The organism is Sanguibacter gelidistatuariae, assembly GCF_900096585.1.
In the GTDB taxonomy this organism is placed as follows: Bacteria; Actinomycetota; Actinomycetes; order Actinomycetales; family Cellulomonadaceae; genus Sanguibacter; species Sanguibacter gelidistatuariae.
In genome coordinates this window covers 810,843-834,316 of record NZ_FMYH01000001.1, presented here as the reverse complement: position 1 = coordinate 834,316, position 23,474 = coordinate 810,843, and the positions used below count along the sequence as shown (strand labels likewise).

At 70.1% G+C, this 23,474-nt stretch carries 24 protein-coding genes and 3 tRNA genes; 10 read left to right on the top strand and 17 right to left on the bottom strand.

All coding sequences use genetic code 11. The features are described 5' to 3' along the window. Window positions 1–86: 86 nt before the first annotated feature. The 3 genes from BLQ50_RS03770 to BLQ50_RS03760 all read right to left on the bottom strand — a co-directional run bounded on the left by BLQ50_RS03770 (window position 87) and on the right by BLQ50_RS03760 (window position 4,473). Window positions 87–2,870 (bottom strand): ABC transporter permease, encoded by a 2,784-nt coding sequence (locus tag BLQ50_RS03770; protein ID WP_139185720.1) that lies wholly within the window; start codon window positions 2,868–2,870, stop codon window positions 87–89. 131 nt (window positions 2,871–3,001) lie between these two features. Continuing rightward, entirely contained in the window at window positions 3,002–3,778 is a 777-nt protein-coding gene (locus tag BLQ50_RS03765; protein ID WP_093181274.1) for an ABC transporter ATP-binding protein, read from the bottom strand. Beyond that, a complete protein-coding gene (locus BLQ50_RS03760) occupies window positions 3,775–4,473 on the bottom strand; it encodes a PadR family transcriptional regulator (RefSeq protein ID WP_093181273.1) in 699 nt (232 codons plus the stop codon). Before BLQ50_RS03760 ends, BLQ50_RS03765 begins: the two co-directional genes overlap by 4 nt. Window positions 4,474–4,657: 184 nt before the next feature. On the opposite strand from BLQ50_RS03760, the gene BLQ50_RS03755 reads away from it, so the two are divergent. Both BLQ50_RS03755 and BLQ50_RS03750 read left to right on the top strand, forming a co-directional pair. Next, window positions 4,658–5,068 carry a hypothetical protein gene (locus BLQ50_RS03755; RefSeq protein ID WP_093181272.1) on the top strand — a complete coding sequence of 137 codons (411 nt, stop codon included), beginning with the start codon at window positions 4,658–4,660 and terminating at the stop codon, window positions 5,066–5,068. 55 nt (window positions 5,069–5,123) lie between these two features. Further along, window positions 5,124–5,543 carry a VOC family protein gene (locus BLQ50_RS03750; RefSeq protein ID WP_175559000.1) on the top strand — a complete coding sequence of 140 codons (420 nt, stop codon included), beginning with the start codon at window positions 5,124–5,126 and terminating at the stop codon, window positions 5,541–5,543. Window positions 5,544–5,551: 8 nt separating this feature from the next. Here the strand turns inward: BLQ50_RS03750 and BLQ50_RS03745 are convergent, their stop codons facing one another. From BLQ50_RS03745 to BLQ50_RS03725, 5 genes are read right to left on the bottom strand one after another with little or no spacing between them, the layout of a single operon-like run. After that, window positions 5,552–7,066, bottom strand: coding sequence for a mechanosensitive ion channel family protein (locus BLQ50_RS03745; protein WP_093181270.1), 1,515 nt, complete (start codon window positions 7,064–7,066; stop codon window positions 5,552–5,554). A gap of 9 nt (window positions 7,067–7,075) precedes the next feature. After that, complete coding sequence (locus tag BLQ50_RS03740) at window positions 7,076–7,981, bottom strand: HAD family hydrolase (protein ID WP_093181269.1); 906 nt, start codon at window positions 7,979–7,981, stop codon at window positions 7,076–7,078. Beyond that, window positions 7,978–9,264 (bottom strand): cysteine protease StiP family protein, encoded by a 1,287-nt coding sequence (locus BLQ50_RS03735; protein WP_245700854.1) that lies wholly within the window; start codon window positions 9,262–9,264, stop codon window positions 7,978–7,980. The genes BLQ50_RS03740 and BLQ50_RS03735 overlap by 4 nt, the downstream gene beginning before the upstream one ends. Before the next feature lie 11 nt (window positions 9,265–9,275). Continuing rightward, the gene (locus tag BLQ50_RS03730) at window positions 9,276–10,739 is read right to left on the bottom strand and encodes a phosphoribosyltransferase family protein (protein ID WP_093181267.1); all 1,464 of its coding nucleotides are present in this window, start codon (window positions 10,737–10,739) and stop codon (window positions 9,276–9,278) included. Continuing rightward, complete coding sequence (locus tag BLQ50_RS03725) at window positions 10,736–11,893, bottom strand: HpcH/HpaI aldolase/citrate lyase family protein (RefSeq protein WP_093181266.1); 1,158 nt, start codon at window positions 11,891–11,893, stop codon at window positions 10,736–10,738. Before BLQ50_RS03725 ends, BLQ50_RS03730 begins: the two co-directional genes overlap by 4 nt. Before the next feature lie 172 nt (window positions 11,894–12,065). On the opposite strand from BLQ50_RS03725, the gene BLQ50_RS03720 reads away from it, so the two are divergent. Then, window positions 12,066–13,451, top strand: coding sequence for a TerD family protein (locus BLQ50_RS03720; RefSeq protein WP_093181264.1), 1,386 nt, complete (start codon window positions 12,066–12,068; stop codon window positions 13,449–13,451). A gap of 145 nt (window positions 13,452–13,596) precedes the next feature. On the opposite strand, the gene BLQ50_RS03715 is transcribed toward BLQ50_RS03720, so the two are convergent. The 4 genes from BLQ50_RS03715 to BLQ50_RS03700 form a co-directional block, all read right to left on the bottom strand. Continuing rightward, entirely contained in the window at window positions 13,597–14,172 is a 576-nt protein-coding gene (locus BLQ50_RS03715) for a TerD family protein (RefSeq protein WP_093181263.1), read from the bottom strand. Window positions 14,173–14,239: 67 nt separating this feature from the next. Then, window positions 14,240–14,926 carry a TerD family protein gene (locus BLQ50_RS03710; protein WP_093181261.1) on the bottom strand — a complete coding sequence of 229 codons (687 nt, stop codon included), beginning with the start codon at window positions 14,924–14,926 and terminating at the stop codon, window positions 14,240–14,242. A gap of 41 nt (window positions 14,927–14,967) precedes the next feature. Beyond that, the gene (locus BLQ50_RS03705) at window positions 14,968–16,089 is read right to left on the bottom strand and encodes a DUF475 domain-containing protein (RefSeq protein ID WP_093181260.1); all 1,122 of its coding nucleotides are present in this window, start codon (window positions 16,087–16,089) and stop codon (window positions 14,968–14,970) included. Window positions 16,090–16,184: 95 nt separating this feature from the next. Then, entirely contained in the window at window positions 16,185–16,760 is a 576-nt protein-coding gene (locus BLQ50_RS03700; protein ID WP_093181258.1) for a TerD family protein, read from the bottom strand. 344 nt (window positions 16,761–17,104) lie between these two features. Between BLQ50_RS03700 and BLQ50_RS03695 the strand changes: the two genes are divergently transcribed. Next, on the top strand, window positions 17,105–17,284 hold the full coding sequence (locus BLQ50_RS03695) for a hypothetical protein (RefSeq protein ID WP_139185719.1): 180 nt from the start codon (window positions 17,105–17,107) through the stop codon (window positions 17,282–17,284). A gap of 9 nt (window positions 17,285–17,293) precedes the next feature. On the opposite strand, the gene BLQ50_RS03690 is transcribed toward BLQ50_RS03695, so the two are convergent. The 3 genes from BLQ50_RS03690 to BLQ50_RS03680 are packed head-to-tail and all read right to left on the bottom strand — an operon-like array spanning window position 17,294 to window position 19,911. Then, window positions 17,294–18,499 (bottom strand): hypothetical protein, encoded by a 1,206-nt coding sequence (locus BLQ50_RS03690; RefSeq protein ID WP_093181255.1) that lies wholly within the window; start codon window positions 18,497–18,499, stop codon window positions 17,294–17,296. A gap of 26 nt (window positions 18,500–18,525) precedes the next feature. Then, window positions 18,526–19,509, bottom strand: coding sequence for a UDP-glucose 4-epimerase GalE (gene galE, locus BLQ50_RS03685; protein WP_093181253.1), 984 nt, complete (start codon window positions 19,507–19,509; stop codon window positions 18,526–18,528). Between the two features lie 48 nt (window positions 19,510–19,557). Beyond that, entirely contained in the window at window positions 19,558–19,911 is a 354-nt protein-coding gene (locus tag BLQ50_RS03680; protein ID WP_093181252.1) for a metallopeptidase family protein, read from the bottom strand. 101 nt (window positions 19,912–20,012) lie between these two features. Between BLQ50_RS03680 and BLQ50_RS03675 the strand changes: the two genes are divergently transcribed. From BLQ50_RS03675 to BLQ50_RS03655, 5 genes are all read left to right on the top strand, one after another. Continuing rightward, window positions 20,013–20,085: transfer RNA gene (locus BLQ50_RS03675), tRNA-Glu, on the top strand. A 104-nt stretch (window positions 20,086–20,189) separates the two neighbouring features. Next, a tRNA-Asp gene (locus BLQ50_RS03670) sits at window positions 20,190–20,263 on the top strand. A gap of 52 nt (window positions 20,264–20,315) precedes the next feature. Further along, window positions 20,316–20,388 (top strand) — tRNA-Phe (locus BLQ50_RS03665). Between the two features lie 234 nt (window positions 20,389–20,622). Continuing rightward, window positions 20,623–21,045, top strand: coding sequence for a phage holin family protein (locus tag BLQ50_RS03660; protein WP_093181687.1), 423 nt, complete (start codon window positions 20,623–20,625; stop codon window positions 21,043–21,045). Then, on the top strand, window positions 21,042–21,323 hold the full coding sequence (locus BLQ50_RS03655; protein ID WP_093181250.1) for a DUF3618 domain-containing protein: 282 nt from the start codon (window positions 21,042–21,044) through the stop codon (window positions 21,321–21,323). Before BLQ50_RS03660 ends, BLQ50_RS03655 begins: the two co-directional genes overlap by 4 nt. An 85-nt stretch (window positions 21,324–21,408) precedes the next feature. Here BLQ50_RS03655 and BLQ50_RS03650 read toward each other — a convergent pair whose 3' ends face one another. Next, window positions 21,409–21,618: a BldC family transcriptional regulator gene (locus BLQ50_RS03650; RefSeq protein WP_093181249.1), complete on the bottom strand. Its 210-nt coding sequence runs from the start codon at window positions 21,616–21,618 to the stop codon at window positions 21,409–21,411. 327 nt (window positions 21,619–21,945) lie between these two features. On the opposite strand from BLQ50_RS03650, the gene BLQ50_RS03645 reads away from it, so the two are divergent. After that, entirely contained in the window at window positions 21,946–22,152 is a 207-nt protein-coding gene (locus tag BLQ50_RS03645) for a DUF3073 domain-containing protein (protein WP_093181685.1), read from the top strand. A gap of 152 nt (window positions 22,153–22,304) precedes the next feature. On the opposite strand, the gene purM is transcribed toward BLQ50_RS03645, so the two are convergent. Continuing rightward, window positions 22,305–23,408: a phosphoribosylformylglycinamidine cyclo-ligase gene (gene purM, locus BLQ50_RS03640; RefSeq protein ID WP_093181247.1), complete on the bottom strand. Its 1,104-nt coding sequence runs from the start codon at window positions 23,406–23,408 to the stop codon at window positions 22,305–22,307. Window positions 23,409–23,474 lie beyond the last annotated feature (66 nt).

Below are 23,474 nucleotides of genomic sequence, written 5' to 3'. Positions count from 1 at the left end.
CGCACACAAGATGCACGACGGCGACGGCCGGGTGACCGACCCGGTCACCCGGCCGTCGCCGGTCTGCCGCTCCGCGTAGGCCGAGGTCAGGAACTCAGCCGCGCCGTTATCGGCAGCTGGGACCGGGTGAGCAGGTACGCACCGAGCGAGGCGCAGACCGGCACACCAATCGTGATCGCCAGGACTTGGATCCACGGGACGTGCAGCGACCATCCGGTCGTGATCTGGGAGTATTCATGCCGGCGGGTCAGGACGAGGACCCAGGCGAAGGCGACTCCGATGCCCGCCCCGAGCACGGTGCCGATCCCGGTGACCAGGCCAGCCTGGGCGGAGGCGATCCGGCGGCGGGTCCGGGGCGCCGCGCCGACCGCTCCGAGGGTCGCCATGTCGGGCCGGGTCTCGGCCGCGGCGAGCGTCATGACGATCGCGGTGGCCACCAGTCCGACGACGAGTGCGATCGCGACGAGGACAGCCATCAGGAACTGCGTGTCGGTCGGGTCGAATCCCCGCTCGACGAACACGGCGGCCTCGGGTTCGATCACCGTCAATGCCGTCTGGGCGGCTGCTTCCTCCGCCTCGGTGGGCATCCGATCTGTGACCCCGACATAGCCCACGGGCACCGAGATCAGCCCCAGCTCTCCGAGGACCTGCGGAGGAAGCACGACCCCGTACTGGTAGCGGGGCAGGTCGACATGGACTGCGGGCAGCACCACGGTCGTCGGACTCGGCTCACCCGAGGACTGGAAGTCCATGAGCTCGACCTCCACCCGCGCCGCCCCGTCCGGCCATACGTGCGACGCGTCGGAGACGACGACCAACCCGTCGCGCAGGGCCTGAGCGGCCGTCGCGGCACCCGGCAGACCGGTGGCTTCCAGGACGGTGCCGTCATCGACGATCACCTGGCTCGAGCCGGAGTCGCCGAAGCTGATCGGCGTCGTCGAATCCTGCGCGCCGAAGCACCGCGAGTCCTGCGCAGCCGCCGCCCAGAGCTCTTCCGTCTGCTCGACGCCCTCGCGCCAGGCCGGGCAGACCTGGGCCGGGTCCTGCGCCGTGGAGACCCACAGGTAGAGCTCGTGCGCAGCTGCGGATGCCGCGTCCTGCTCCGTCAGCCCTGCGGGATCGTAGGCTGCGGTGCGGACCTCGTGGACAGCCGTGACCGGCAGCATCGCTTCGAGCACATCTGTGACGGTCTGCCTCGGGTCCCCCTCTTGCTCGACGCTGCCCGCTTCGACCGCGGGAGCCGGCTGCGTCACGACGACGACTCCCTCGGCGACGACGGCGGACCGGATGGACAGGTCCCGGGCGTCCTTGGACTCCGCGAACGATGCCGCGGCGACGAGGCCGGCGATCGCGGCGATGACGGCGGCGATCGCCGGGGCGGTCCGGGAGCGCTGGCGCGCGGCGTCGCGCACGGCGAAGCGGCCGGCCGGGCCGAGCCAGGGTGCCGCTCGGGACACGAGCGTGACGATCCCGCCCGAGCTGGCCACGACTCCGACGAGCATGCCCGTCACCCCGGCGACCACGAGGACCGGCGACCGGGTCACGGCCCCTGCCAGCGCGAGCGCGATACCCGAGACGAGCAAGATCACCCCGACCACGGGTACTCGCCGACGCGGTCGCGCCTCCCCGCGCCGTCCAGCCAAGACCGCGGCGACGTCCGTGCGCGCGGCCCCGCGCGCCGGGAGCCACGCAGCGACGACGGCGATGGCGGTCCCAGCCGCGACAATCATCACGAGAGCGGGCACCGGCAGGACGTCACCGGCCAGGGCCAGCGGCTGCACCCGGCGCACGACGGCGACCGTGAGCACGGAGAGGACGATGCCGACCGCGACCGCCACGAGCGACGCTCCGAAACCGATCACGAGTCCGCCGGCGAGCACGACGCGCCGCAACGTGGCCCGGTCTCCTCCGACGGACGCCACGAGAGCCAGCATGCGTTCGTTGCGCCTGGCACCCACCGCGAACGCGGGGCCGATGAGCAGGATGATCTCGAACAGCCCGAAGACGACGGCGGCTCCGACGATGCCTATGGTGGCCCTCGACTGCGAGGTGGTCATGACGCCCAGCTCGGCGATCATCGGCACGTCCGAGTCCAGGGGCGGGTTCCGGACCACGTCCCAGCTGACGACGGTGAACCCAGCGGCGTTGAATCCTTGGACGTCGTCCCAGGTCACCGGCTCGGGTCCGGTCACGAGCCAGGAGGTGACCCGAGGGTCGTCCACCAACGGGGAGGTGCCGACGGGCATCAGGACGCCCGCACCTTCGATCGATTCGACCACGCCCGTGACGACGACCGTGGCCTTCTCGCCACGTCGTGCCGGTCCGTTCGAGGGCTCGAGCACATAGAGGTCGACGACGTCCGTCGCGACGACGTCGAGCGTCCTTGCTACGGCTGCGGAGAGGGCCACCTCGCCGGGGTGGTCCGGGAGGCGCCCCCGCGTCAGGCGGACCATCCCGGCGATCTCCGCCGCCGTGGAGTCGCGTTCGACGCCCGAAGACTGGACTTCGGCGGCTCCGGCGACCATCTCGACCGCGAACGTCCGCTGTGGATGGACCGCGTCTCCCGGTGGCAGCACCGTGCGCAGGATCGCCTCGACCTCGGTCATGGTGCGAGCCTCGATCGAGCCGTTCGCGGTCTGCGCCGTCCCGCCAGAGAGCCCGGGGAGCTGCATGATCGCCGCACCGTGCCAGTCGACCTTCGCCTGCGTGGTCTCCCCAAGCATCTGCCGGGTGAGCACCTCGTCGCTGGGGGTCGCAGCGGACCACAGCACGGCCGCAACGGCGCCCGCCATGATCGGAAGACCGACCAGGACCGCCACGAGTGCGGTGCGGCCCCGCGAACGAGCGGCGTCCCGGCCGGCGATCCGCAAGGCCGCGCGCCACGGGGCCCACGGCGCCCGAGCGGCACGAGCTCTGGTGCGCCCAGCGCCCTCGCCACCTCCTCGGATCGCATGGGTATCGGGTGAATCGCCCCTGGGCTCGTCAGGCTCCGAAGTGCGGGTCATCGGTCTGCGCCGGGGATCGGGAAGTCCGGATGGCCACCCTCCGCATGCCCACCCACCAACAGGGACGCGAGCGTGAGGTCAGTTCCGGTGGAGTCGACGACGCGGCCGTCGCGCAGGAAGATCGTGCGGTCCGCCCAGGCCGCGAACCGGGGTTCGTGCGTGACCAGGAGGCCCGCCGCGCCGGCGTCGATCCGCCCGCGCAGGGCGGCCATGACCTCCTCCCCGGTGGTGGAGTCGAGCGCCCCCGTGGGCTCGTCGGCCAGCACCAGGCGGCGCGGGCCGACGAGCGCCCGGGCGATCGCCACCCGCTGGCGCTGCCCACCGGACATGTCGTCGGGGAACCGGTCGGCGAGGTCGCCGATGCCCACGTCGTCCAGCGCAGCGAGCGCCTCGTTCCGGGCCGCGCGCAGACCGACGCCGTCGAGCTCGCGCGGCAGGGAGACGTTCTCAGCTGCTGTGAGTGCGGGGATGAGGTTGAAGTCCTGGAAGACGTAGCCGACCGCGCGGCGCCGCAGCCCGGCCCGCGCGGTCTGGTCGAGGGTGGAGATCTGCTGGCCCATGACCTGGACGGTTCCCGAGTCCGGGGTGTCCAGTCCGCCGGCGAGGTTGAGCAGCGTCGACTTTCCCGAGCCCGATGGGCCCATGACCGCGACGAGCTCACCGGCGCGGACGGTGAGGTTGACGAAGCGCAGCGCGTCCACCCGGAACTGGCCCTGCCCGTGGGTGCGGCACACGCGGTCCATCCGAAGGACGACCTCCTCCGGCGCCGTCATCGTCGCTTCCCCCTCTCGGGAGCAGACGCGGTTGCACGGGCGCCCGCTCCCGTCGATGGAGTCGTCCCCGTCCGTGACGCGTCGGGTTGCGCGACCCCAGCCAGCCGCGCCACCCGCGCCACCCGAGCGAGGCGCGCCTCGACGTGGTCGAGCCACCGCATCTCGGCCTCGGTCGTGAACACGAGGTTGTCCAGGACGAGGGTCCACGCGAGATCCTTGGGCTCGTCGCGGGCGTCCGCCGCGCGCCGGAGCCGGGTGAAGTCGCGCAGCGCGCGCATCGACTCGGTGCGCTGGCGCTGGACGACGTCGACGACATCGACGCCGGGTACGGTCACCGCGAGCGCCAGCTTGATCGCCAGCTCGTCACGCGCGGGTGCGCTGCGCGCGACCGGCGTCGTCCACCACCGGGCGACCTCCGCCCGGCCCGCTTCGGTGAGCGCGTAGCGCTCCGTCGCAGCCTCGGCGCCGAGGCCTTGCGCCGCACCCGCGTCGTGTCCGGCGACCCCCTGCGCCGCCGGACCGTCACCGACCGCTTCGACCAGACCGTCCCTCCCGAGGCGGGCCAGCGTCGTGTAGACCTGTCCGATGTTGAGCGGCCAGGTGCCACCGGTCCGCGCCTCGAACTCCTGCCGGAGCTGATACCCGTGCATGGACTGGTCGGCGAGCAGCGCCAGCAGACCCAGACGAACCGACACGATACCCCCATGCATACTCAGTATGTAACTGTCGAGCACATACTCGCCGAGCAGGCACCGCGCGTCAAGGCGCGTCTGCAAGGTCAGCCCTGGTCGGGACACAGAGAGGTCAGGACACAAGAGTGGTCAAGACCAAGAGTGGTCAAGACACAGAGCGGTCAGGTTCACCAGACCGGAGGACATGATGCCCACACCGCAGCCGCGCCCGTCGCGCCCGGCGCCCCCGGCTGCGCGCCGACCAGCACCCAGGAGGCGCATCACCGCGGCCACGGCCGCCCTGCTGGCCGCGCTGGCCCTCACCTCCCTGACCTCCTGCGCGTCCGATGCGCCCACGGAGACCCCGAGCGGCATCCCCTTCAACCTCTTCACGCACTGCGGCATCACGGAGCTCACCTTCGACGGATCCCGCTATGCCCGGGTAGGTGGCACCCTCGGCGACGGCTTCGGGAACCCTCCCGCGGGCTGGGGGAACCCGAGCCAGGACGGCTGGCTGCTGCTCGGTGAGGACTCGGTGACCTTCCAGGACGCGGAGGGGCACACCGAGGTGTTCACGCTCCGTCTGACGACGGACCCGGACACGCCCGCCTGCTCATGAGCCCGGCCCGGTTGCGGCCTAGCGACGTGTCACACCACCCTCGTACGCTCGGTCTATGACCTCACGCGTGCGCCTCCAAGAGATCGTCGTCGACTGCGCCGACGTCACCCAGCTCGCCGTGTTCTGGGGTGCGCTCCTCGACGCCCGGTGGGCGGTCCTCGACGACGGCTGGGCCGTCGTGGAGGCCGACCCGCTGCTGCTCGCCTTCCAGCGCGTCCCCGAGCCCAAGTCCTCCCCCAAGAACCGCCTGCACCTCGACATCCTCGTGCCCGACGCCGCGGCGGCCATCGCGCAGGCCCTCGCCCTGGGCGGGTCGCAGGTGGGCGAGCCGGTCCTGACCGACGGCGACGGCTACGTCGTCATGCGGGACCTCGAGGACAACGAGTTCTGCTTCGTCATCGACAACCACGGCCGGTGGGGCGCCCAGCTCGAGTCCGCCCTCGCCGCCGGCCAGGGGCACACGCGGCAGGCGTGAAGACCGGCTCAGGGCCCCTCGCCGTCCGGGGTGTCGCCGGTCACGCGTGGGTGGGCCGGCGGCTCGTCGTCGACGATCCGGTCCATCTGCGCGGTGCGCTCGCGCTCGTCGATGACGTCCTGTCCGGGGCCGGAGAACGCCCGGGACCGTTCCTCTGCCTCTGAGCTGCCACTGAACAGCCCCTCAACCGGGGCGAAGACCTGCGTCTCCTCGCTCGCTCGGACGACCGGCAGGATGACCGTCTCGTCCTCGTGCGGCTCGGGGAAGATGCCCCGGCCGGGCTCGGACAGGTGCATGCGGAGGCCGGGCCGGGTGCGGGCGGGGATGCGTTGCGGGAGCGAGGGAGCGGCCGCCCGGCTAGGCGTCTTGCTCGGCGTGGCGGCAGCCGCCGCACCCGCAGCGGCGCCCGTGGCAGCTCCCGCTCCGGCCAGCGCGCCGTCGACCCCCGGCTCGCCCAGGAGCATCTCGATGTCGGGCGCCCCGCGCAGCAGGCGGGTCCGCGGCACACCCTGCGGAGCCGCCCGGTGCAGCCAGTCCACGAGCCCCTCGCGGACGTAGCAGCGCAGGTCGAAGAGTGTCCCGGCGTCGGCCGCACTGGCCATGGCCCGCACCCGGACGAAGCCGCCGGTCGCGTCGGTGACCTGCAAGATGCCCACCCGCTTGTCCCACAGCGTGCTCGCCTCGAGCAGGCGCTTGAGCTCGGCGCGCATGGGAGCCAACGGCACGTCCCAGTCGAGGTCGATCTCGACCGTGCCGAGCAGCTCGGCCGAGCGCCGGGTCCAGTTCTGGAAGGGGGTCGTGGTGAAGTACGTGCACGGCATGATGAGCCGGCGGTCGTCCCAGAGATGGACGACCACGTACGTCATCGTGATCTCCTCGATCCGGCCCCACTCCCCCTCGAGCACCACCACGTCACCGACGCGGATCGCGTCGGTGAAGGCGACCTGCATCCCGGCGAAGATGTTGGCGAGGGAGGTCTGAGCGGCCAGGCCGGCGACGATCGAGATGACACCGGCCGAGGCCAGCAGGCTCGCACCGGCCGCGCGGGCCTGCGGGAAGGTCAGCAGCACGCCGGCCAGCGCGAGCACCACGACGAGTGCGACGGTCAGCCGGCGCAGGACCGAGATCTGGGTCCGGACCCTGCGGGCGTGCCGGTTGTCGGCCACGTCCGTGCGGAAGCGTTTGAGCACGCTGTCCTCGGCGACAAAGGCCAGCGCCCCGATGAACCAGGCACCCACGCCGATGAAGAGGATGACCATGAGGTGCTCGACGGCTGGCAGCCAGCTCACCGCCGGATCGGTGACGATCCGCACCGCGGTCCAGACTGCCACGACCATGAGCAGCCCCCGCAGGGGACGGCGCATGCGGTGGGAGATATCGCTCACGAGCGTGCTTCTGCGCCCGACCCGGCGCACCACCCCAGCGATCACCGTCGCCAGGACAAAGGCGAGGACGAGGGCAAGGACCACCGCAAGCACGGTCACCAAGATGTTCGTGGCAGCGTTCAGTTCGTCGTCGGGCATGCCCCCAGGCTAGGCAGAAGAACTGGGAGCCTCCCTGTGAAGGACCTCCAGAGCGCCTGAGAGCAGCCACTGAGCGATCTCTTCGCCACCCGTAGCCCCTGCTGAGGCGGTCACGGTGAGCCCGGGGGTGATCCACGACACGTCGTGGAGCTCGCCGTGCGCGGGGCGGATCGCCCGCGTCGCCGATTCGAGCATCTCGGCGTCGAGCAGGGAGTCGCCCGCGGCGAGGACGGTGTCCGCGCCGAGCCGGCGGGCGGCCTCGGCCACTGCCACGCCCTTGCGCAGCTCATTGGGGACGAGGTAGAGCTTGCGGCCCTGGAGCGACGCGCGCCAGCCGTGGTCGCCGGCCCAGCCGGTGACCTCGTCGACGAACCCGTCCGGCATCGCCTCCCGCTCGACCACCGCGTAGCAGAAGAGATCCTCGGCGCTGCGCAGCTTCCTGGTCCACTCCGGCTTGAACACCGACTGCATGTACCCCTCGACCTCGGCGAAGGGGTGCGAGGTCTCGGCGAGCACGGCCGCGACCCGGGCGCTCCACGCGGCGTCGGCCACGCCGTCGACCAGGAGAAACCCGCCGTTCGCGGTGACCGCGTACTGCGCGGGCGGGCCGGGCAGCGTGATCCGGTGGTACTGCGCCCGGGTGCGGGTGGTTGCCGGGACGAGCACGCCGAGGGTGTTGAGCTCCGTGATCGTGGCCAGGGCTGTGCGCGTGACGTGCGAGAGCGGTTCGCCCTTGTACATCTCCACGCAGACGAGGTCCTCGTAGAGCGGGCTCGACTTGAGCTTGGTGCCCGGCGGCAGGCCGAGCTTGGCGGCCTTGCCGGAGTAGATGAGCGTGCGGTCGAGGTCGCTCGCCGCGATGACAGGGGTGACCGTGACGGGTGAAAGCGGGCCGGTGCGTCTGTCGCCGCTCATCGGCTGGCCGTCCCGTCGGCGCCGGTCGCGCCCCGGGTGAACTGCGGGTGGATCAGCCCCACGCAGGAGTAGGGCAGGTCCTCGACCTCGACGACCTCGACGCCGCGCTGGGCGGCGAGCAGGCGCACGTGCGCGAGCTCGGCGCTCGCGTCGGCGCGCACGAGGATCTTCCACGGCACCCGGCGCAGCAGCACCCGGGTGGTCTCACCCACGCCGGGTTTGACGAGGTTGACGTCCCCCAGCCCGTACTCGGCGCTGATCGCCTCGACGGCCTTCCAGCCGGCCCAGGTGATCTCCGGAGCCGGCGCGGCCTGGCGCGCGGCGATCGTCTCGGCCACGCTCGCGGCCACCTCGGAGAACTGCATGCTCACGACGTCGCAGAATTCCGCGGAGACGTCCGCGGGGGCCAGGTCGGCGTAGAACTTCGCCCCGTGGAACATCCCCGGGCCGATCAGTGCGTCGTTGAGCACGGTCCGCGAGACGAGGCCCGAGACGGTCGAGTTGAGGCACGCGGAGGGGATGAGGTAGTCCTCGCGGGTGCCGAACAGCTCGGCGCAGTGCCCCGGGTCGGCGAGGACCGCGAGGTCCGCGCTGAAGCCCGCCCGCTCGTCGTCGCCCAGGTCTGCCCCGGCCAGACCTGCACCGGTCAGACCCGTCCCACTCAGACCCAGCGCCACGTTGGCCTGCTCGACGGCGGCCGCCAGCTCGCGGGAGATCGCGCCCTTCCCGGTCCACCCGTCCACGAACATGATGTCCTCGGGACGGTGGTGGGCGGCGAGGTAGGCGAGCGCGACCTGGTCGATCCCGCGTCCGCGCACGATGCTCGCCGCGTAGTGCGGCAGGTTGAGGCCGTGGGCGTAGCTGGCCCAGCGGCGCATGAGCACCCCGATCGGTGTGCCGGCCCGGGCGAGGGAGACGAGCACGGCCCGCTCCCCGCGCTCGGCGAGCACGAGGTCGGTCACGACCCCGACCGCGTGGGCGAGCCGGGTCGCCGACGCGCGCAGCGCGGAGTGGAAGAGGTCCTGGTACTCCTGCGTGGGCTGGTACTCGACCGGGAGGGACTCCGCGTAGTGCGCGCCACCGGACTGGATGGCCTCCTCGCGCTCCTCGGTCGGCGCCTCGAGCTCGACTGAGGACAGGTCGCTGAGCAGCCAGGCGACCTCATGGGCGTCGTAGGAGCCGAAGTCCGGGCCGTAGAGCGGCTCGGGAAGTTCCGACGCCGGGCCGGCGTCGGGCGTGGGCCGAGCGGTCACAGGCTGAGCGGTCACGGGGTGGATGGTCACTGGGTGGCCTCCTAGGGGCGGTACGCGGGGATGACAACCACGTGCACGTGGTCGCACCACCCGGCGACGCGGTCGATCAGGCCGCCAGGCATGGACAGCTCGGCTGTGTCAGCAGGCGAGTCGATGACGACGACGATATCGGTGAATCGCCGGGCCGGGTCGACGCCCGGGGCGACGTTGTGGGCAAATCGTGGCCCTGGGCCGTCGTCGGGGTCGTCGTGTGAGGGAAAGGTCACAGTCGTGCGGATCGCGTAGCCCGGGTCGTCGACCGAGAGCACCGGCGAGCGGGTGGTCGTGGAGAACCGCACGAGCGTTTCGGCGGCGACCTGGTCGGCGAGCGCCTGGGCGATGCGCAGCGGCGCGTACATGAGCTCCTCGAAGCCCAGCACCAGGACGCGGTCCCCTACCAGCCCCTGCCCGACGACGGCCGCGGCCTCGCGCGCCGCGCTCACCAGGGGCGCCTCGTGGTCGGGCAGGAAACCGTGCCGGCCGCCGTCGCGCACCTGGGCGGGCCAGGTCGCGAACCGAGTGACGGGGGCTCGGGTGACGGCGGCGGGGCTGGGAGCCGCGGTCTCGCGCTCCGGCTCCACATGGGCGGGGCGCGCCTGCCCGGCTGTCTGCTCCACGAGCGCTGACGGGACCACCTCTGCCACGAGGCGCGCGGCCTCGTCGAGGATCCCGGCGGGCAGTGTGATCTCCCCGGTCGCGAGCGTCACGACGTCGATCCGGGTCCCGAGCCGGGCGGCCACCTCGGCGAAGGTCTCCCGGTCGGCGCGAGTGCGCAGGTCGATCAGCGCGGCGACGACGTAGCGCCCGCGCGGGCGGTCCGCCTGGAGCGCCTCGATCGTGTTGAGGGCCGTCCGGCCGGTGGATATCTCGTCGTCGACGAGCACCACGGTCTCCGCGGCGGTCAGGAAGGACGGGTCCTCGGGCAGCAGCAGGTGCTCGGTCGCGTGCGAGTGCTCCTCGGCGAAGCCGGCCGCGGGCCTGACCCCGGGCACAGGTCGCCGGGTGGAGTGCAGGGACGGCACCGCGAGGGCCTCGCCCACGCAGTGCCCGAGGGCCGTCGCGGTCTCGGCATAGCCGACGACGACGGTGCCCGCCGGTGTGGCACCGGCGACGTCGTGCAGCGCGTCGACCGCCACGAGCAGCCGCGCGGCGGCGCCGGGCTCAGCGTCGACCGCGCGGGCCAGCGCGCCGGCGACGTCGCTCGCCAGGGCGGCCTCGGCGACGCGGGTCGTCCCGGTCAGCTCCCCGGCGGCCAGGAACCCGAGCAGCCGACCGGCCGCGTAGACGAGCCGCGGGTCGGTCGGCACGTGCTTGCCGAGCACGGTCGAGACGAGCAGGTGCGCCCGGCGTGGGTTGCGCCGGATCGCCAGCCCGACGAGGTCGTCGAGGCTGATTCCCGCCGCGGACCGCCCGGAGTGGACACCGACGCCGAGGCGCTCGGAGACCCAGGTGCTCGCAGCGGTCACAGCTCGTGGCTCGCGGAGAGCACGTCGACGTAGGTGATCTCCTCGCGGACCACGCCGAAGACGCGGGCCCGGCGGATGAGCTGCTGGGCCCACGCCCGGTGCGGCTTGGCCTCGTTCATCTTGTTCCGGTACTGCGAGGCGTTCACCCCACCGGTCGTCGCGCCGAGGATCTCCTGGGCGTCGACGTACTCCTCGTGAGAGACCACGGACAGCGCGTGGACGGCCGCGACGTGCGAGGGGTGGATGACGGTCTTCCCGGTCAGCCCGTTGGCCTGGTCGAGGACCACCTCGCGGATCAGCCCGTCCAGGTCCGCGTTGATCATCTTCAGGCGCAGGGTGCGCTCGTCGTGCTCGACGAACGGCGTCTCGCGCAGCTGCGGCTTGAAGATGCGCTCGTGCTGGGCGAAGTACTCCCACACCGGGCCAGTGATGAGGTACCCGGCGTCCCCCGCGCGTCCGAGAACGTTGACGATGTCGGAGATCACGTCGGCGACGACGTGCACGTGGTAGATCGTCAGCTCGCGGTTGCGTCGCAGGCCGTAGGCCGAGGACAGGTCGGTCGCGCCGATCCGGACCGCGAGAACCGTGCTGCGGTACTTGGCGAGCACCTCGGCGATGGTGGCCAGCTCGCCGCCGCGCGACTCCCGGAACGCGAGCTCGGGCGACTCCAGGACCGGCATGGCGTAGACCTGGCGGCCAGCGGCCGCACTGGCGGCCTCGACCGCGTCGAGGTACTCGACGCCGGTCTCGCCCAGGAACTTGGGGATGACGAAGCCCGAGAGCACCGAGAGGTGCTCGCCGAGCCCCTCGACGATGAGCGGGATCTGGTAGGCGGCGCGCACCCGGATGAAGAGAAGGGGGCCGGATGCATCGGTCTGGGCGTAGGCCCGCAGCTGCTCGACGACGTTGATCTCAGCCGCAGGGACGTCCTCATCGGAGATCGAGTCTTCGAGGCACACCACGAGGGACACGACGCCGCGGGCGGCCTGTTTGGCGATGTCCTTGGCGAGGTTGGGCCGGGTACCAGGACTGTAGAGGGTTGCTCCCAGGGCCATGGCGAGAATCTGCGGATCGCTGTCCACTGTGAACTGCTCAGGTGCTCGGAAGAAAAGACGCTCGATCTCAGCGTCGCCGAAGTACTCAAAATGGCGCATTTTTCCTGGCTCTCTGCCTACTCGAACCGCCGTTGTGACGGGGGTCCGCCGTGCTCGTCCCGATGAGGAGCAACTCAAGGTAACGGACGCAGATGAACTCCTGGAACCACTCGCTCTGGGGACTTCTCCCCAGCCTGCACCGCCACCCGTCCGGCTCTGCCACCATTGACGTATGACGCAGATGAGCAAGGGCTCCAACATCCCGTTGTCCGCCACCAGGATCCGCGCCGAGCTGGTCTGGGAGGCCCGTCCCTCGACCCCTGACGTCGACGCCTCGGCCCTGCTGCTGGCAGCCTCCGGGAAGGTCCGCTCCGACGACGACTTCGTGTTCTTCAACCAGCCGAACCACGCCTCGGGCGCCATCCGCAAGCTGGCGAAGGAGACCGTCGGGACACAGGTGCGCGATGCGCTCGAGATCGACGTCACCCGGATCGAGGAGGCCGTCGACCGCATCGTCCTGGGTTCCTCGGCCGACGGCGGCACGTTCAGCCAGGTCGCTGGCCTGCACCTGCTGCTCACCGACCTCGCGACGAACGTCCAGATCGCCCGCTTCGACATGACGGACGCCACCTCCGAGACGGCGTTCCTGTCCGGGGAGTTCTACCGCCGCGGCGGCGACTGGAAGTTCCGTGCCGTCGGGCAGGGCTACGCGTCCGGCCTCGAGGGCCTTGCCACCGACTTCGGCATCACGGTCGACGACGCGCCGGCACCTGTTGCTCCTGTCGCGCCCGTCCCGGCCGCGCCGATCCAGTATTCACGGCCGGCTCCGGCCACCCCTCCCGCTGCCACATCGGCTCCCATCCAGTACTCCAGGCCCGCACCCGCGACCCCGCCGACACCCCCTGCCCAGCTCGCCCAGGGCTATGGCCAGGTGCCCGGCTATGGCCAGCCCGCGGCGTCGGGCATGCCACCCGCACCGATCCCGGGCTACGCGCCGCCGCCCCCCGGAGCGCCGGTCGCCCCCGCGAGCCGCGGGACGGTCAATCTCGACAAGGGTCGCGTGAGCCTGCAGAAGAACCAGCGGGTGAGCCTGGTCAAGACGGGGGCGCCCGCGCTCAGCCGGATCCAGCTGGGACTGGGCTGGGACCCCGCGGTGGGATCCAAGGCCGTCGACCTGGACGCCTCGGCGATCGTGCTCAACGCGGCCGGCAAGGACATCGACCTCTCCTGGTTCATGTCGAAGAAGGCGTGCAAGGGCGCGATCCAGCACATGGGCGACAACGTCACAGGTCAGGGCGACGGAGACGACGAGGTGATCACGGTCGACCTGGACAAGCTGCCGGCCGAGGCCACCGCGATCGTGTTCACGATCAACTCGTTCTCGAGCCACAAGTTCACCGACGTCAAGAACGCCTACTGCCGCCTCGTGGACACCACCACCCGCGCCGAGCTCGTCCGCTTCGACCTCACGGACTCCAAGCCGTCCACCGGGGTGTTCATGTGCGTGCTGCGCCGGGTGGGTCCGGTCTGGGAGATGGAGGCCCTCGGAGCCTTCCAGGACGGCCGCACCGTCAAAGCCATGCGCGGCCCCGCCGCCGCTTTCGTCAGCCCCTCCTGACCCACCCACCCACCCATCCGCTGAGTGCGGTCAAAATGGCTGCCGGATGTCCGATTTCGGCAGCCATCTGACCGCACTCATCGGATGTTGACCGGGCTGAAGAACCGGTCGCCGAAGGTGGGTGCCCGACGGGCTTACGACGTGATCAGAGGTAGGGCACGACCGCGGGCAAGAGCTGGTCGAAGGTCCGTCCGGACGTCGGGGCACCGATCGCGGTCATCGACCAGCCTGCGCCGTCGCGCGAGACCTTCGCCATGACCTGAGCGTTGTGGGTACCCGAGCCGGAGAGGTTGTACCGGGCGATCTCGGAGTTGTCGGACTCGTCGACGAGGCGGCAGAAGGCGCTCTCGATCTGGGTGAAGTCTTGGCCGGTGAAAGAGTTCACCGTGAAGACGATCGTCGTGACGTCGGCCGGCACCCGGGTGAGGTCGACGATGATCGACTCGTCGTCGCCGTCCCCGGCGCCCGTGCGGTTGTCACCGGTGTGCAGGACCGAGCCGTCCTTGCTCTGCAGCTGGTTGAACCACACGACGTCGACGAGGTTCTTCGCGGCGTCGAAGAGCAGCCCGGACGCGTCCAGATCGATCTCCTGCTCCTTCTTGCCGAAGAAACCCCGCTTCTTCATCGCGTCCCAGCCGAGCCCCATCCGCACACGGGTGAGCGTGCCTCCGGTCGCCTTGGTGAGCGAGACCTTCTGGCCCTTGGACAGGTTCACAGACATGGCAGTCCTTTCGCCGCCGCGGCCGGAGCCGCCGACGTGGTGGTCGTGGGGTGGTCGGTCGAGCAGGTCACTTGCGGCCGGGCGTCCAGCTCAGGCCCCAGCCATAGGCCTCATCGAGGGCCTTGTGCCCGCCCCGGATGTAGTTGACCTCGCGGCGGACCTGCAGTCCCGAGGGGCCGTTGGTGATCTCGGCGATCGCGCAGATTCGCGACTGCGCGTCCGCCTCGTCGAGGCGCACCTCGATCTGAGCGCCCGACGGCGGTGTCAGCGTCACGACGCCGTCTGCCGCCGCCCAGTTGGAGACGCCCTCGTAGATCATCGCGAAGACGAGGACCCGCCGGATCGCCGCGGTCTGGCTCAGGTCGATCGTGAGGTTCTCCCCGCCCGTCGCCTGACCCGAGCGGTCGTCGCCATCGAGCCAGATGATCCGCCGGGGCGAGGAGTCGTCGACGGCCTCGAAGCTGTTGCCCAGCGCCTGGACCACGCCCTTGGAGCCGTCCGTGAACTCGTAGAGGCAAGCCAGGTCGAGGTCGACCGGGCGGGCCGTGAGCTTGGCCAGGAACCCCTTGGCGGGGGCTCCGCTCTGCCAGTTGAGGTTTACCCGCAGGACCCCCGAGGCGACCGACTCCTTGGTCAGCGACACGCTCGGCGCCGCCTTGGTCAGCGTGATCTTGGACAGCGAGATCGCGGGAGCGGGGACCGGCGCAGCCGGTTCGGGCTCGGCCGGTGCGCGCCGTGTGTAGTCGATGGCCATGGGTCCTCCGGGTGGGTGCTGGACGGGAACGGGTCGAGCGGTCAGACCTCGACCTTGGGCGCGTCCGCTTCGATCTCCGCGCCCCCGGCCGAGGGGTGGAGCTTGCGGTAGCGGAGCGAGGACAGGAAGGCGGCCCCGATGAAGACCACGCCGACCATGCCTGTGACGACCTCGTTCATGTGGACCTTGATCGAGAGGAGCAGGATCGCTGCGAGCGCGCCGATCGCCCAGTGCGCACCGTGCTCGAGGAAGACGTACTCGGCGAGCGTGCCCTTGCGGACCAGGAAGATCGTGATGGACCGCACGAACATGGCACCGATGAAGCCGAGGCCGAGCGCGATGATGATCGGGTCCGGGGTGATCGCGAAGGCGCCGATGACGCCGTCGAAGGAGAAGGACGCGTCGAGCACCTCGAGGTAGAGGAAGAGGAAGAACCCTGCCTTTCCGGTGGCCTTGGCCAGACCGGACGGACCCGAGGCCCCCTTGGCCGGGGTCACGTCGCCGTGCTCGGAGATCTCGGCCTCGAGGTTGCCCTCGAAGAGGCTCCCCAGGCCGTTGACCACGAGGTAGGTGAGCATGCCGAGGATCCCGGAGAGAAGCACCACGTGAGAGTCTTCGGCGAGGAACTCCGCCGCGAGCACGAGCGCAACGCCACCGACGACGACGGAGAGGTTCGCCAGCTTGCCGACGCGGGCCAGCGGGCGCTCGATCCAGGTCAGCCAGCTGATCTCGCGCTCTTCGAAGATGAAGTCGAGGAACAGCATGAGGAGGAAGAGACCACCGAAGGCGGCGATCTGCGGGTGCGCCTCGGCCAGGACGTAGCCGTAGGTTCCCGGGACGCTGGGGTCCCCCTTCTCCATCGCGAGGTTGAGCGCGTCGATGGGTCCGAGGTTCGCGGTCACCCCGACGATGAGCAGCGGGAAGACGAGCCGCATGCCGAAGACAGCGATGAGGACACCGACGGTGAGGAAGATCTTCTGCCAGGCCTCGCTCATGCGCTCGAGGACCTTGGCGTTGACGACAGCATTGTCGAAGCTGAGCGAGACCTCAAGGACCCCGAGGATCAGACAGAGGACGAACGCGTTCCACCCGCCGTAGAAGAGGGCGGTGATCAGTGCCGCGACGGTGACGGCAAGCGACCATCCAAAAGTGCGCAAAAACATGCGGTTCCTTGTCTAGGTGATGCTCAGCGGAGACGTGCGCCCAGGGGGTGGCACGGAAAGATCCGCGCCACCCCCTGGAGGTGATGCTGGGTGTGTCAGACGCCGACGCCGAAGTCACGGGCGATGCCCGCAAGACCCTCGGCGTAGCCCTGGCCGACCGCGCGGAACTTCCAGTCGGTGCCGTTGCGGTACAGCTCGCCGAAGACCATGGCGGTCTCGGTCGAGGCGTCCTCGCTGAGGTCGTAGCGGGCGATCTCGGCGCCGCCTGCCTGGTTGATGACGCGGATGAAGGCGTTGCGGACCTGGCCGAAGCTCTGCGACCGGGTCGTGGCGTCGTAGATCGAGACGGGGAAGACGATCTTGTCGACCTCGGCCGGGACGGTCGCGAGGTTGACGTTGATCTGCTCGTCGTCGCCGTCGCCCTCACCGGTGAGGTTGTCACCGGTGTGCTGGACGGAGCCGTCGACGCTGGTCAGGTTGTTGAAGAAGACGAAGTGGCCGTCCGAGAGGACCTTGCCGTTCGTCCCGACGAGGATCGCGCTGGCGTCCAGGTCGAAGTCGACTCCGGTGGTCGAACGGGCATCCCAGCCGAGGCCGATGGTGACGGCGGTCAGGCCTGGTGCCTCTTTGGTGAGCGAGACGTTTCCGCCCTTGGTAAGACTGACTCCCACGAGTACTCCAACGCTCAGGGCGGGCGCTCATGCCCCCGCCGTTTCAGTGATCCGCCGCCCTGTGGGCGACGGCCCGACTATATCGCTCCACCCCCGCCAGAGCGGATTCTCTTGCGGCTCTCTGATGGGCAGAACTCCCCCACCTGACCGCCGACAATCATCGTGTCTGCCAGGGGCGTGAACGCGCCGGTCTCATCAAGAGATTCAACGCACGGTTCCGGCCACCGGTTCCCGGATCCGCCGCGAGATCTGCTAGAGCCCTCGTCGTCCCCAACTCCGGCAGGCTGACCGCACGCAGACGGACGCTCTTTGACCCCAGCGGCTCCAGGGCGCACGCTTAGGTGGTGAACGAGAAAGAGATCCGCCATCAGCAGGCCAACTGGTTCTTGGGCGGCACGCTGCTCGTCGCGTGCACCGGCATCGGGATCGCGATCTCGATGGCCCGGGCCGAGCGGCTGTTCATCCTCGCCGGGTTCGTCGTGGGCCTGGTGCTCTGCTGGGCCGTGAACAAGTTCATCAAGTAGTCCCGCGCCTCAGTCCAGCATCGCGACCAGCCGGGCCCACAGCTGCGCGGGGCTCTCGTCCGTGGGGGCGAGCGCGACCCCCTGCCTCACGGCCGGGGTCCCCGGAGCCATGATCTGGGCGACGTGCATCGATGCGGTGAGGTCCGGTCGCAGCACGAACGACCGCCCGGGTCCCGCCATCCCCAGGCCCAGCCACTCGCCGAGCCGAGCCGGGACGGCCGCCATGTCTCGTACCTCGAGACCGGCCAGACCACCCGGTCCACCGGGCTGCTGCCATGCATCCTGGACGTGCGCGGGGAGGGTGGACCGCAGAACCGCTCGACCCTCGAGGATGTCGGCGCAGATCTGGGCGCGCGCGGGCTCGGAACCTTCCCACACCTGGATCAGGATGCGCCGGTCCGGCCGCGAGACCGCCCGGCGCACATAGTGCCCGGCCGGCGTCGCCACCCCGTGCGCCTCGATGAGCCCGGCGGCGAGCATCGGTCCCCGCCAGCGTGGGCTGATCTTGTGCGATCCCCTCAGGAACACGTCGAAGGACGCCTCGTCGATCGTGACCGGAGCGGGTCGGTATCCGCGGACGTCCCAGGAGCCCGGATCAAACGCCAACAGGCCCGACGCCGGCCCACCGGCACCGTCAGTCACTGGCCCACCGGCGCCGTCAGCCCCGGCCGAGCCGCCCGCATCCGCCGGCCCCCGCGGGTCCGTGACCACGATCGAGTCCAACGCCCACTCGACCGCGTGCCCGACCGCGCCGTGGTGGGCGACGGGGACGGACGCGGTCACCCGCACCATCCCTCCGTCACCGGTACTGCCGCCATCGACCAGGATCGTCGTGGAGACCATCGCCGTCGTCATGTCGTGGTGGGCCAGGTCGATCCGGACCGCCTCGACCCAGCCGCCGAGACCGGTCCGCAGTCGCCACGGGCGGGCGTCGACGAGCACGGCCGTCTGGTCGTGCGCGAAGGCGTCCCGCACCACGTCCTGGGCCGTCGTCGTGATGTCCGGGAGGCGCCCGGCGGCGGTCAGCCGCGGGACCAGGGCTCCACGGTGGGCCGCCTCGATCCGGATCTGGGCAGCGCAGACCCGGCCGGTGATGTCCGCCCTGGCGGGCAGCGCCTCGCACGAGGCGGCCCCCACGTCGTCGGACACGGACCATCCGCGCGGGATGGTGAGCCGCACCGCACCGGTGGGGTCGGCGAGCAGGCCGGCGCTCACGTCAGCGACCGCGATACGGTCACGTCTCAGACCGTGATGCGGCGCGGGCCAGCCTGCCAGGCGTCCCAGGCAGACTGCAGGATCTCGTCGAGACCGGCCTCCGCACGCCAGCCGAACACCTCGTTGATGCGCTCGGGGGAACCGACGAGCTGGGGCGGGTCGCCCGCGCGACGCGGCTCGATGATCGCCTCGATCGTCAGGCCACTGACCCGGGCCAGCCCGTCCAGCACCTCACGGACCGAGGACCCGGTGCCGGTCCCGACATTGAACACGTCGAAGGGGCGAGTGGGCGTGGCGAGGTAGGACAGCGCCGCGATGTGCGCCTTGGCCAGGTCGAGCACGTGGATGTAGTCCCGGATGCACGTGCCGTCCGGGGTCGGGTAGTCGTCGCCGAAGAGCCGCGGCTGCTCGCCCCGCTCGATCCGGTCGAGGACCATCGGCACGAGGTTGAGCACGGCCGGGTCGCCCAGGTCGTCCCAGCCGGAGCCGGCGACGTTGAAGTACCGCAGCGCCACGAAGCGCAGGCCCCAGGCGTGCGAGGCCGCCCGACCCAGCCACTCCCCGATGAGCTTGGTCTCGCCGTAGGGGTTGATCGGCTCGGCGTGCAGCTTCTCCTCGACGACGGAGACGGACGGCATGCCATAGGTTGCCGCGGAGGAGGAGAAGACGAGCTTGTCGACGCCCGCGTCCTCCATCGCGCCGATGACGTTCGCCAGGCCCGTGACGTTCTGCTGGTAGTAGTAGGTGGGGCGCGCCATCGACTCCCCGACCTGCTTGCGCGCGGCGAAGTGGATGACCGCCTCGACCTCGTGCTCGCGCAGCGCGGCCGCGATGGCCTCCTGCGCGCCCGGTGCCGCGACGTCGAGCTCGATGAGCGTGGCCGCGCCGATCCGCGAGGCCTCCCCCGTGCTCAGGTCGTCGACGACGACCACCTTGTCGCCCCGGTCGAGGAGAAGACGCACCACGTGTGCGCCGATGTACCCAGCTCCGCCAGTCACCAGAATCGTCATGTGGCCAGGCTACTCGTCCTGGCACAACGACTCTGGTGCCTGCCCGCCTCAGGCCCAGCCGAGCTCGTGGAGCCGCTCGTCGTCGATGCCGAAGTGGTGGGCGATCTCGTGGATGACGGTGATCGTCACCTCTTCGACGACCTCCTCGCGGCTCTCGCAGATGGCCAAGGTCGGGTTCCGGAAGATCGTGATGCGGTCCGGAAGCGAACCCGCGGCCCACCCGAAGTCGCGCTCCGTCAGCGGGACGCCGTCATAGACCCCCAGCAGGTCCGGGGCGTCGGCGGGGGCTTCGTCCTCGACGAATATCACCACGTTGTCCATCTGTGCGGCGAGCTCCTCGGGCACCAGATCGAGGGCGTCGCTGACCGCCTCCTCGAACTCCTCACGTGACATGTCGACCATGGATCCATCCTCCCCCACCAGAGGTTTTGCACAGAACGCCTCGGAGGCCATATGCTTTGCGAGGTCTACGGCGGTCGGATCCTCGGCGCGTCAGCGACTAGGCCCCCATCGTTTAGCGGCCTAGGACGCCGCCCTTTCACGGCGGTAGCACGGGTTCGAATCCCGTTGGGGGTACGGAGCTCGGGACAGCGTGAAACGAGCACCAAGAAGTACTGTAAGATTCTCAACGGTTCGGAAACGAACTGAAGAGAAGGACCTTGTGTCGCTGTTTGATCCAAGGCCCCGTAGCGCAGTTGGTTAGCGCGCCGCCCTGTCACGGCGGAGGTCGCGGGTTCAAGTCCCGTCGGGGTCGCTTTGATCTCGGTAGCCCGGTTATCGCACAGATAGCCGGGCATCCGCGTCAAGGCTCTGTAGCTCAGTTGGTAGAGCGTTCGACTGAAAATCGAGAGGTCACCGGATCGACGCCGGTCGGAGCCACGATCACCCCCTTCCAGTCCGCTGGGAGGGGGTTTTTGCTGTCTCCACCCAGGTTCCACCCGGCTGGCGCCAGCCCCGCCTCGGGACCCGCCGCCCCACATGAGCGCGCCGGGCATCGCAGAGCCGTACGATTCTTCATAGGATCCGCAGGTGGGCGACGGTTCAGCGGGACATCGACCAGTCTTTCGCCCCCTCCACCCGGATCGGCTGCAACCACTGGAAGGCGTGATGGGGATGAGCGAGAAGGATGACGGGCTGCCCGGCAGCCCCGAGAGCACACCGTCGATCGGCACCTTGGTCGGGAACCTGAGCGAGCAGGTCAGCCGTCTGGTCCGGGCCGAGATCGCCTCGGCCAAGGCCGAGATGGCTGTGAAGGCCAAGAAGGCCGGCATCGGGATCGCGCTCTTCTGCGTGGCCGGGCTGCTCTCCCTGTACGGCCTCGGATTCCTCCTGCACGCAGCGATGGCAGGCCTGGCGAACGCCGTGCCGCTGTGGCTGGCCGCGCTGATCGTCGGCGTCGTCCTGGTCGCGATCGCCGGGACCGCCGCGCTGATCGGCGTCAAGCTCCTCCAGAAGACCGGTTCACCGGCCCCCGAGATCACGGTCAAGAGCCTGCGCGACGACGTCGCCGCCATCAAGGAAGGCATCAAGTCATGAGGCAGCCGACACCTGCAGAGCTCAGCGCCGAGGTGCTGCGCGCCCGCGCGGACCTCGCCGCGACGGTCGACGAGCTGACCACCCGGCTGCACCCGAAGCACGTCGCCGCCGAGGCGGCGTCGGCCACCAAGCTCGCGGCGACGGATGCCGGCACCTTCATGACCGGCGGCGGCCTGCCCGACGACGCGCCGCGCCGCGCGCGCAACGCCAAGATCCTGCTCGGGGTGGCCGCCGGCGCGATCGCTCTGACCGTCGTGATCATCCTGCGGCGCCGATAGCCCTCGACGTCGAGCTGGTCCGCACGCGACGAAGGGCCCTCCCGAACGGGAGGGCCCTTCGCGTGTCAAGAGAGCGGGTGACTGCTCAGCTCTCTTCACCGATGTTGACGCCAGAGTCTGCGAGCAGACCCTTCACCTCTGCCTCGCGGTAGCGGCGGTGTCCACCGAGCGTGCGGATCGACGACAGCTTGCCGGCCTTGGCCCAACGGGTCACGGTCTTGGGGTCGACTCGGAACAAGCTGGCGACCTCTGCAGGGGTCAGCAGGACTTCTGGTTCTCCACGGTTAACAGCCATGATGTTGCACCTCTCTGTAGGCAACGACCGGTCCCGGGGGGTGAGGGAACTGTGCGATCAATCGTTGCGCTTTCATTCATTATCCCAGTACGGGCGATTCGTACTTGTTGTTTTGCGGGTGAAAAATAGGGGAAGGCAGAAAAGTTACGGTGAAGGTCTTGGGGAGACGCCTGAGACCTCGACCCCGCGGGGGGAGTTCGCCGGTCCGGGTAGTCCCGAGGCTCCCGGATCATGTAACGTTGGCTCCGAACAGAGAAAAAACTTACCCCGGGGCCGCACGTGCAGAAGACGCTGCCGCCCCGCTTCTACGTTAAGGGGGTCGGAGCCATGGGCCGCGGCCGTCAGAAGGCAAAGCAGACCAAGGTCGCTCGGGATCTGAAGTACTACAGTCCCGATACGAACTACAAGGCGCTCGAACAAGAGTTGACCGGTCACAGCCGAACCGATGTAGCTACGGACTCTCGCCACAGCGCGAGCAGATCCGACGAGCCAGAGGACCGTGACCCGTATCCGGGTTGGTCCGACGACCGTTGAGCTAGTCCTCACCCCAACTGTGTCACGCATGAGTGAGCACTGACGCGCCCCCAACCGGTTCGCAGTGCGCCTCAGACCCAGTCGCCAAAGAGCGCGTCCGATGAGTTCGGCTCATCGGACGCGCTCTTGGTGTTTGGTTGGGGCCTGCCGGGTCAGACCCGGTAGGCCCCCGTCAGGCGGACGGCTCCACCGTCGACACCCTTGGAACCGCGGGTGATGTCCGCGCCGTTCGCGCCGTCGTCGGCCGAGACGGTTCCCAGCACCCAGGCCGGCAGGCCGAGCGCGGCGAGCTTGGCCAGCGCGGCGTCGGCGCCCTCTGCCCCGACCACGGCAACCATGCCCACGCCCAGGTTGAGCGTGTTCTCCAGGTCGCCCCACGGCACCTGACCAAGGCCGCGCATCACGTCGAAGACGGCCGGGACGGCCCAGCTGCCGCGGTCGACCGAGGCGCTCAGGCCGGTCGGGAGTACCCGGGCCAGGTTGGCCGCGAGGCCGCCGCCGGTCACATGCGAGAAGGCGTGCACCTGGCTCGCCTCGTCGCGGGCGAGCGCGAGGCAGTCGCTCGCGTAGACGCGGGTGGGCTCGAGCAGCTCCTCGCCGAGGGTCCGGGAGAACTCCTCGACCTCACGGTCCAGGGTCCACCCGGCGTGGCTGATGACCGCGCGCACGAGGGAGTAGCCGTTGGAGTGCAGTCCCGAGGAGGCCATCGCGATGACGACGTCGCCGTCGCGCACCTTCTCCGGGCCGAGCAGCGCCGATGCCTCCACGACGCCGACGGCCGCACCGGCGACGTCGTACTCGTCCACCTTGAGCAGGCCGGGGTGCTCGGCGGTCTCTCCGCCGACCAGCGCGGTCCCAGCGACCTCGCAGGCTGCGGCGATGCCACGGACGATGTCCGCGATGCGCTCGGGGACGACCTTGCCGGTCGCGATGTAGTCGGTCATGACGAGCGGCTCGGCGCCGCACACGACGATGTCGTCGACGACCATGCCGACGAGGTCGAAGCCGATCGTGTCGTGGATGTCGAGCGCCTGGGCGATCGCGACCTTGGTGCCGACGCCGTCGGTCGAGGAGGCGAGCAGCGGACGCTCGTAGCTCTTGAGCATGCTGACGTCGAAGAGACCGGCGAACCCGCCGAACCCGCCGACCACGTTCGGCCCGTGGGTGCGCGCCACCGCGGACTTCATGAGCTCGACGGCGCGGTCGCCCGCAGCGGTGTCTACTCCGGCGGCTGCGTAGGTGAGGCCTTCAGTCACGAGATGACTCCCATTGGTGTGGCGCTCGTGCTTTCACCAGCGCAGACGTTCTGTGGATGGTCGGGC

Bases quoted from the DNA above. Each gene is read 5' to 3' on its own strand.
- BLQ50_RS03765 (WP_093181274.1), bottom strand. From the start codon at position 3,778: ATGACGGCGCCGGAGGAGGTCGTCCTTCGGATGGACCGCGTGTGCCGC.
- BLQ50_RS03755 (WP_093181272.1), top strand. From the start codon at position 4,658: ATGCCCACACCGCAGCCGCGCCCGTCGCGCCCGGCGCCCCCGGCTGCG.
- BLQ50_RS03750 (WP_175559000.1), top strand. From the start codon at position 5,124: ATGACCTCACGCGTGCGCCTCCAAGAGATCGTCGTCGACTGCGCCGAC.
- BLQ50_RS03745 (WP_093181270.1), bottom strand. From the start codon at position 7,066: ATGCCCGACGACGAACTGAACGCTGCCACGAACATCTTGGTGACCGTG.
- BLQ50_RS03740 (WP_093181269.1), bottom strand. From the start codon at position 7,981: ATGAGCGGCGACAGACGCACCGGCCCGCTTTCACCCGTCACGGTCACC.
- BLQ50_RS03725 (WP_093181266.1), bottom strand. From the start codon at position 11,893: ATGCGCCATTTTGAGTACTTCGGCGACGCTGAGATCGAGCGTCTTTTC.
- BLQ50_RS03720 (WP_093181264.1), top strand. From the start codon at position 12,066: ATGACGCAGATGAGCAAGGGCTCCAACATCCCGTTGTCCGCCACCAGG.
- BLQ50_RS03715 (WP_093181263.1), bottom strand. From the start codon at position 14,172: ATGTCTGTGAACCTGTCCAAGGGCCAGAAGGTCTCGCTCACCAAGGCG.
- BLQ50_RS03710 (WP_093181261.1), bottom strand. From the start codon at position 14,926: ATGGCCATCGACTACACACGGCGCGCACCGGCCGAGCCCGAACCGGCT.
- BLQ50_RS03705 (WP_093181260.1), bottom strand. From the start codon at position 16,089: ATGTTTTTGCGCACTTTTGGATGGTCGCTTGCCGTCACCGTCGCGGCA.
- galE (WP_093181253.1), bottom strand. From the start codon at position 19,509: ATGACGATTCTGGTGACTGGCGGAGCTGGGTACATCGGCGCACACGTG.
- BLQ50_RS03680 (WP_093181252.1), bottom strand. From the start codon at position 19,911: ATGGTCGACATGTCACGTGAGGAGTTCGAGGAGGCGGTCAGCGACGCC.
- BLQ50_RS03660 (WP_093181687.1), top strand. From the start codon at position 20,623: ATGAGCGAGAAGGATGACGGGCTGCCCGGCAGCCCCGAGAGCACACCG.
- BLQ50_RS03655 (WP_093181250.1), top strand. From the start codon at position 21,042: ATGAGGCAGCCGACACCTGCAGAGCTCAGCGCCGAGGTGCTGCGCGCC.
- BLQ50_RS03650 (WP_093181249.1), bottom strand. From the start codon at position 21,618: ATGGCTGTTAACCGTGGAGAACCAGAAGTCCTGCTGACCCCTGCAGAG.
- BLQ50_RS03645 (WP_093181685.1), top strand. From the start codon at position 21,946: ATGGGCCGCGGCCGTCAGAAGGCAAAGCAGACCAAGGTCGCTCGGGAT.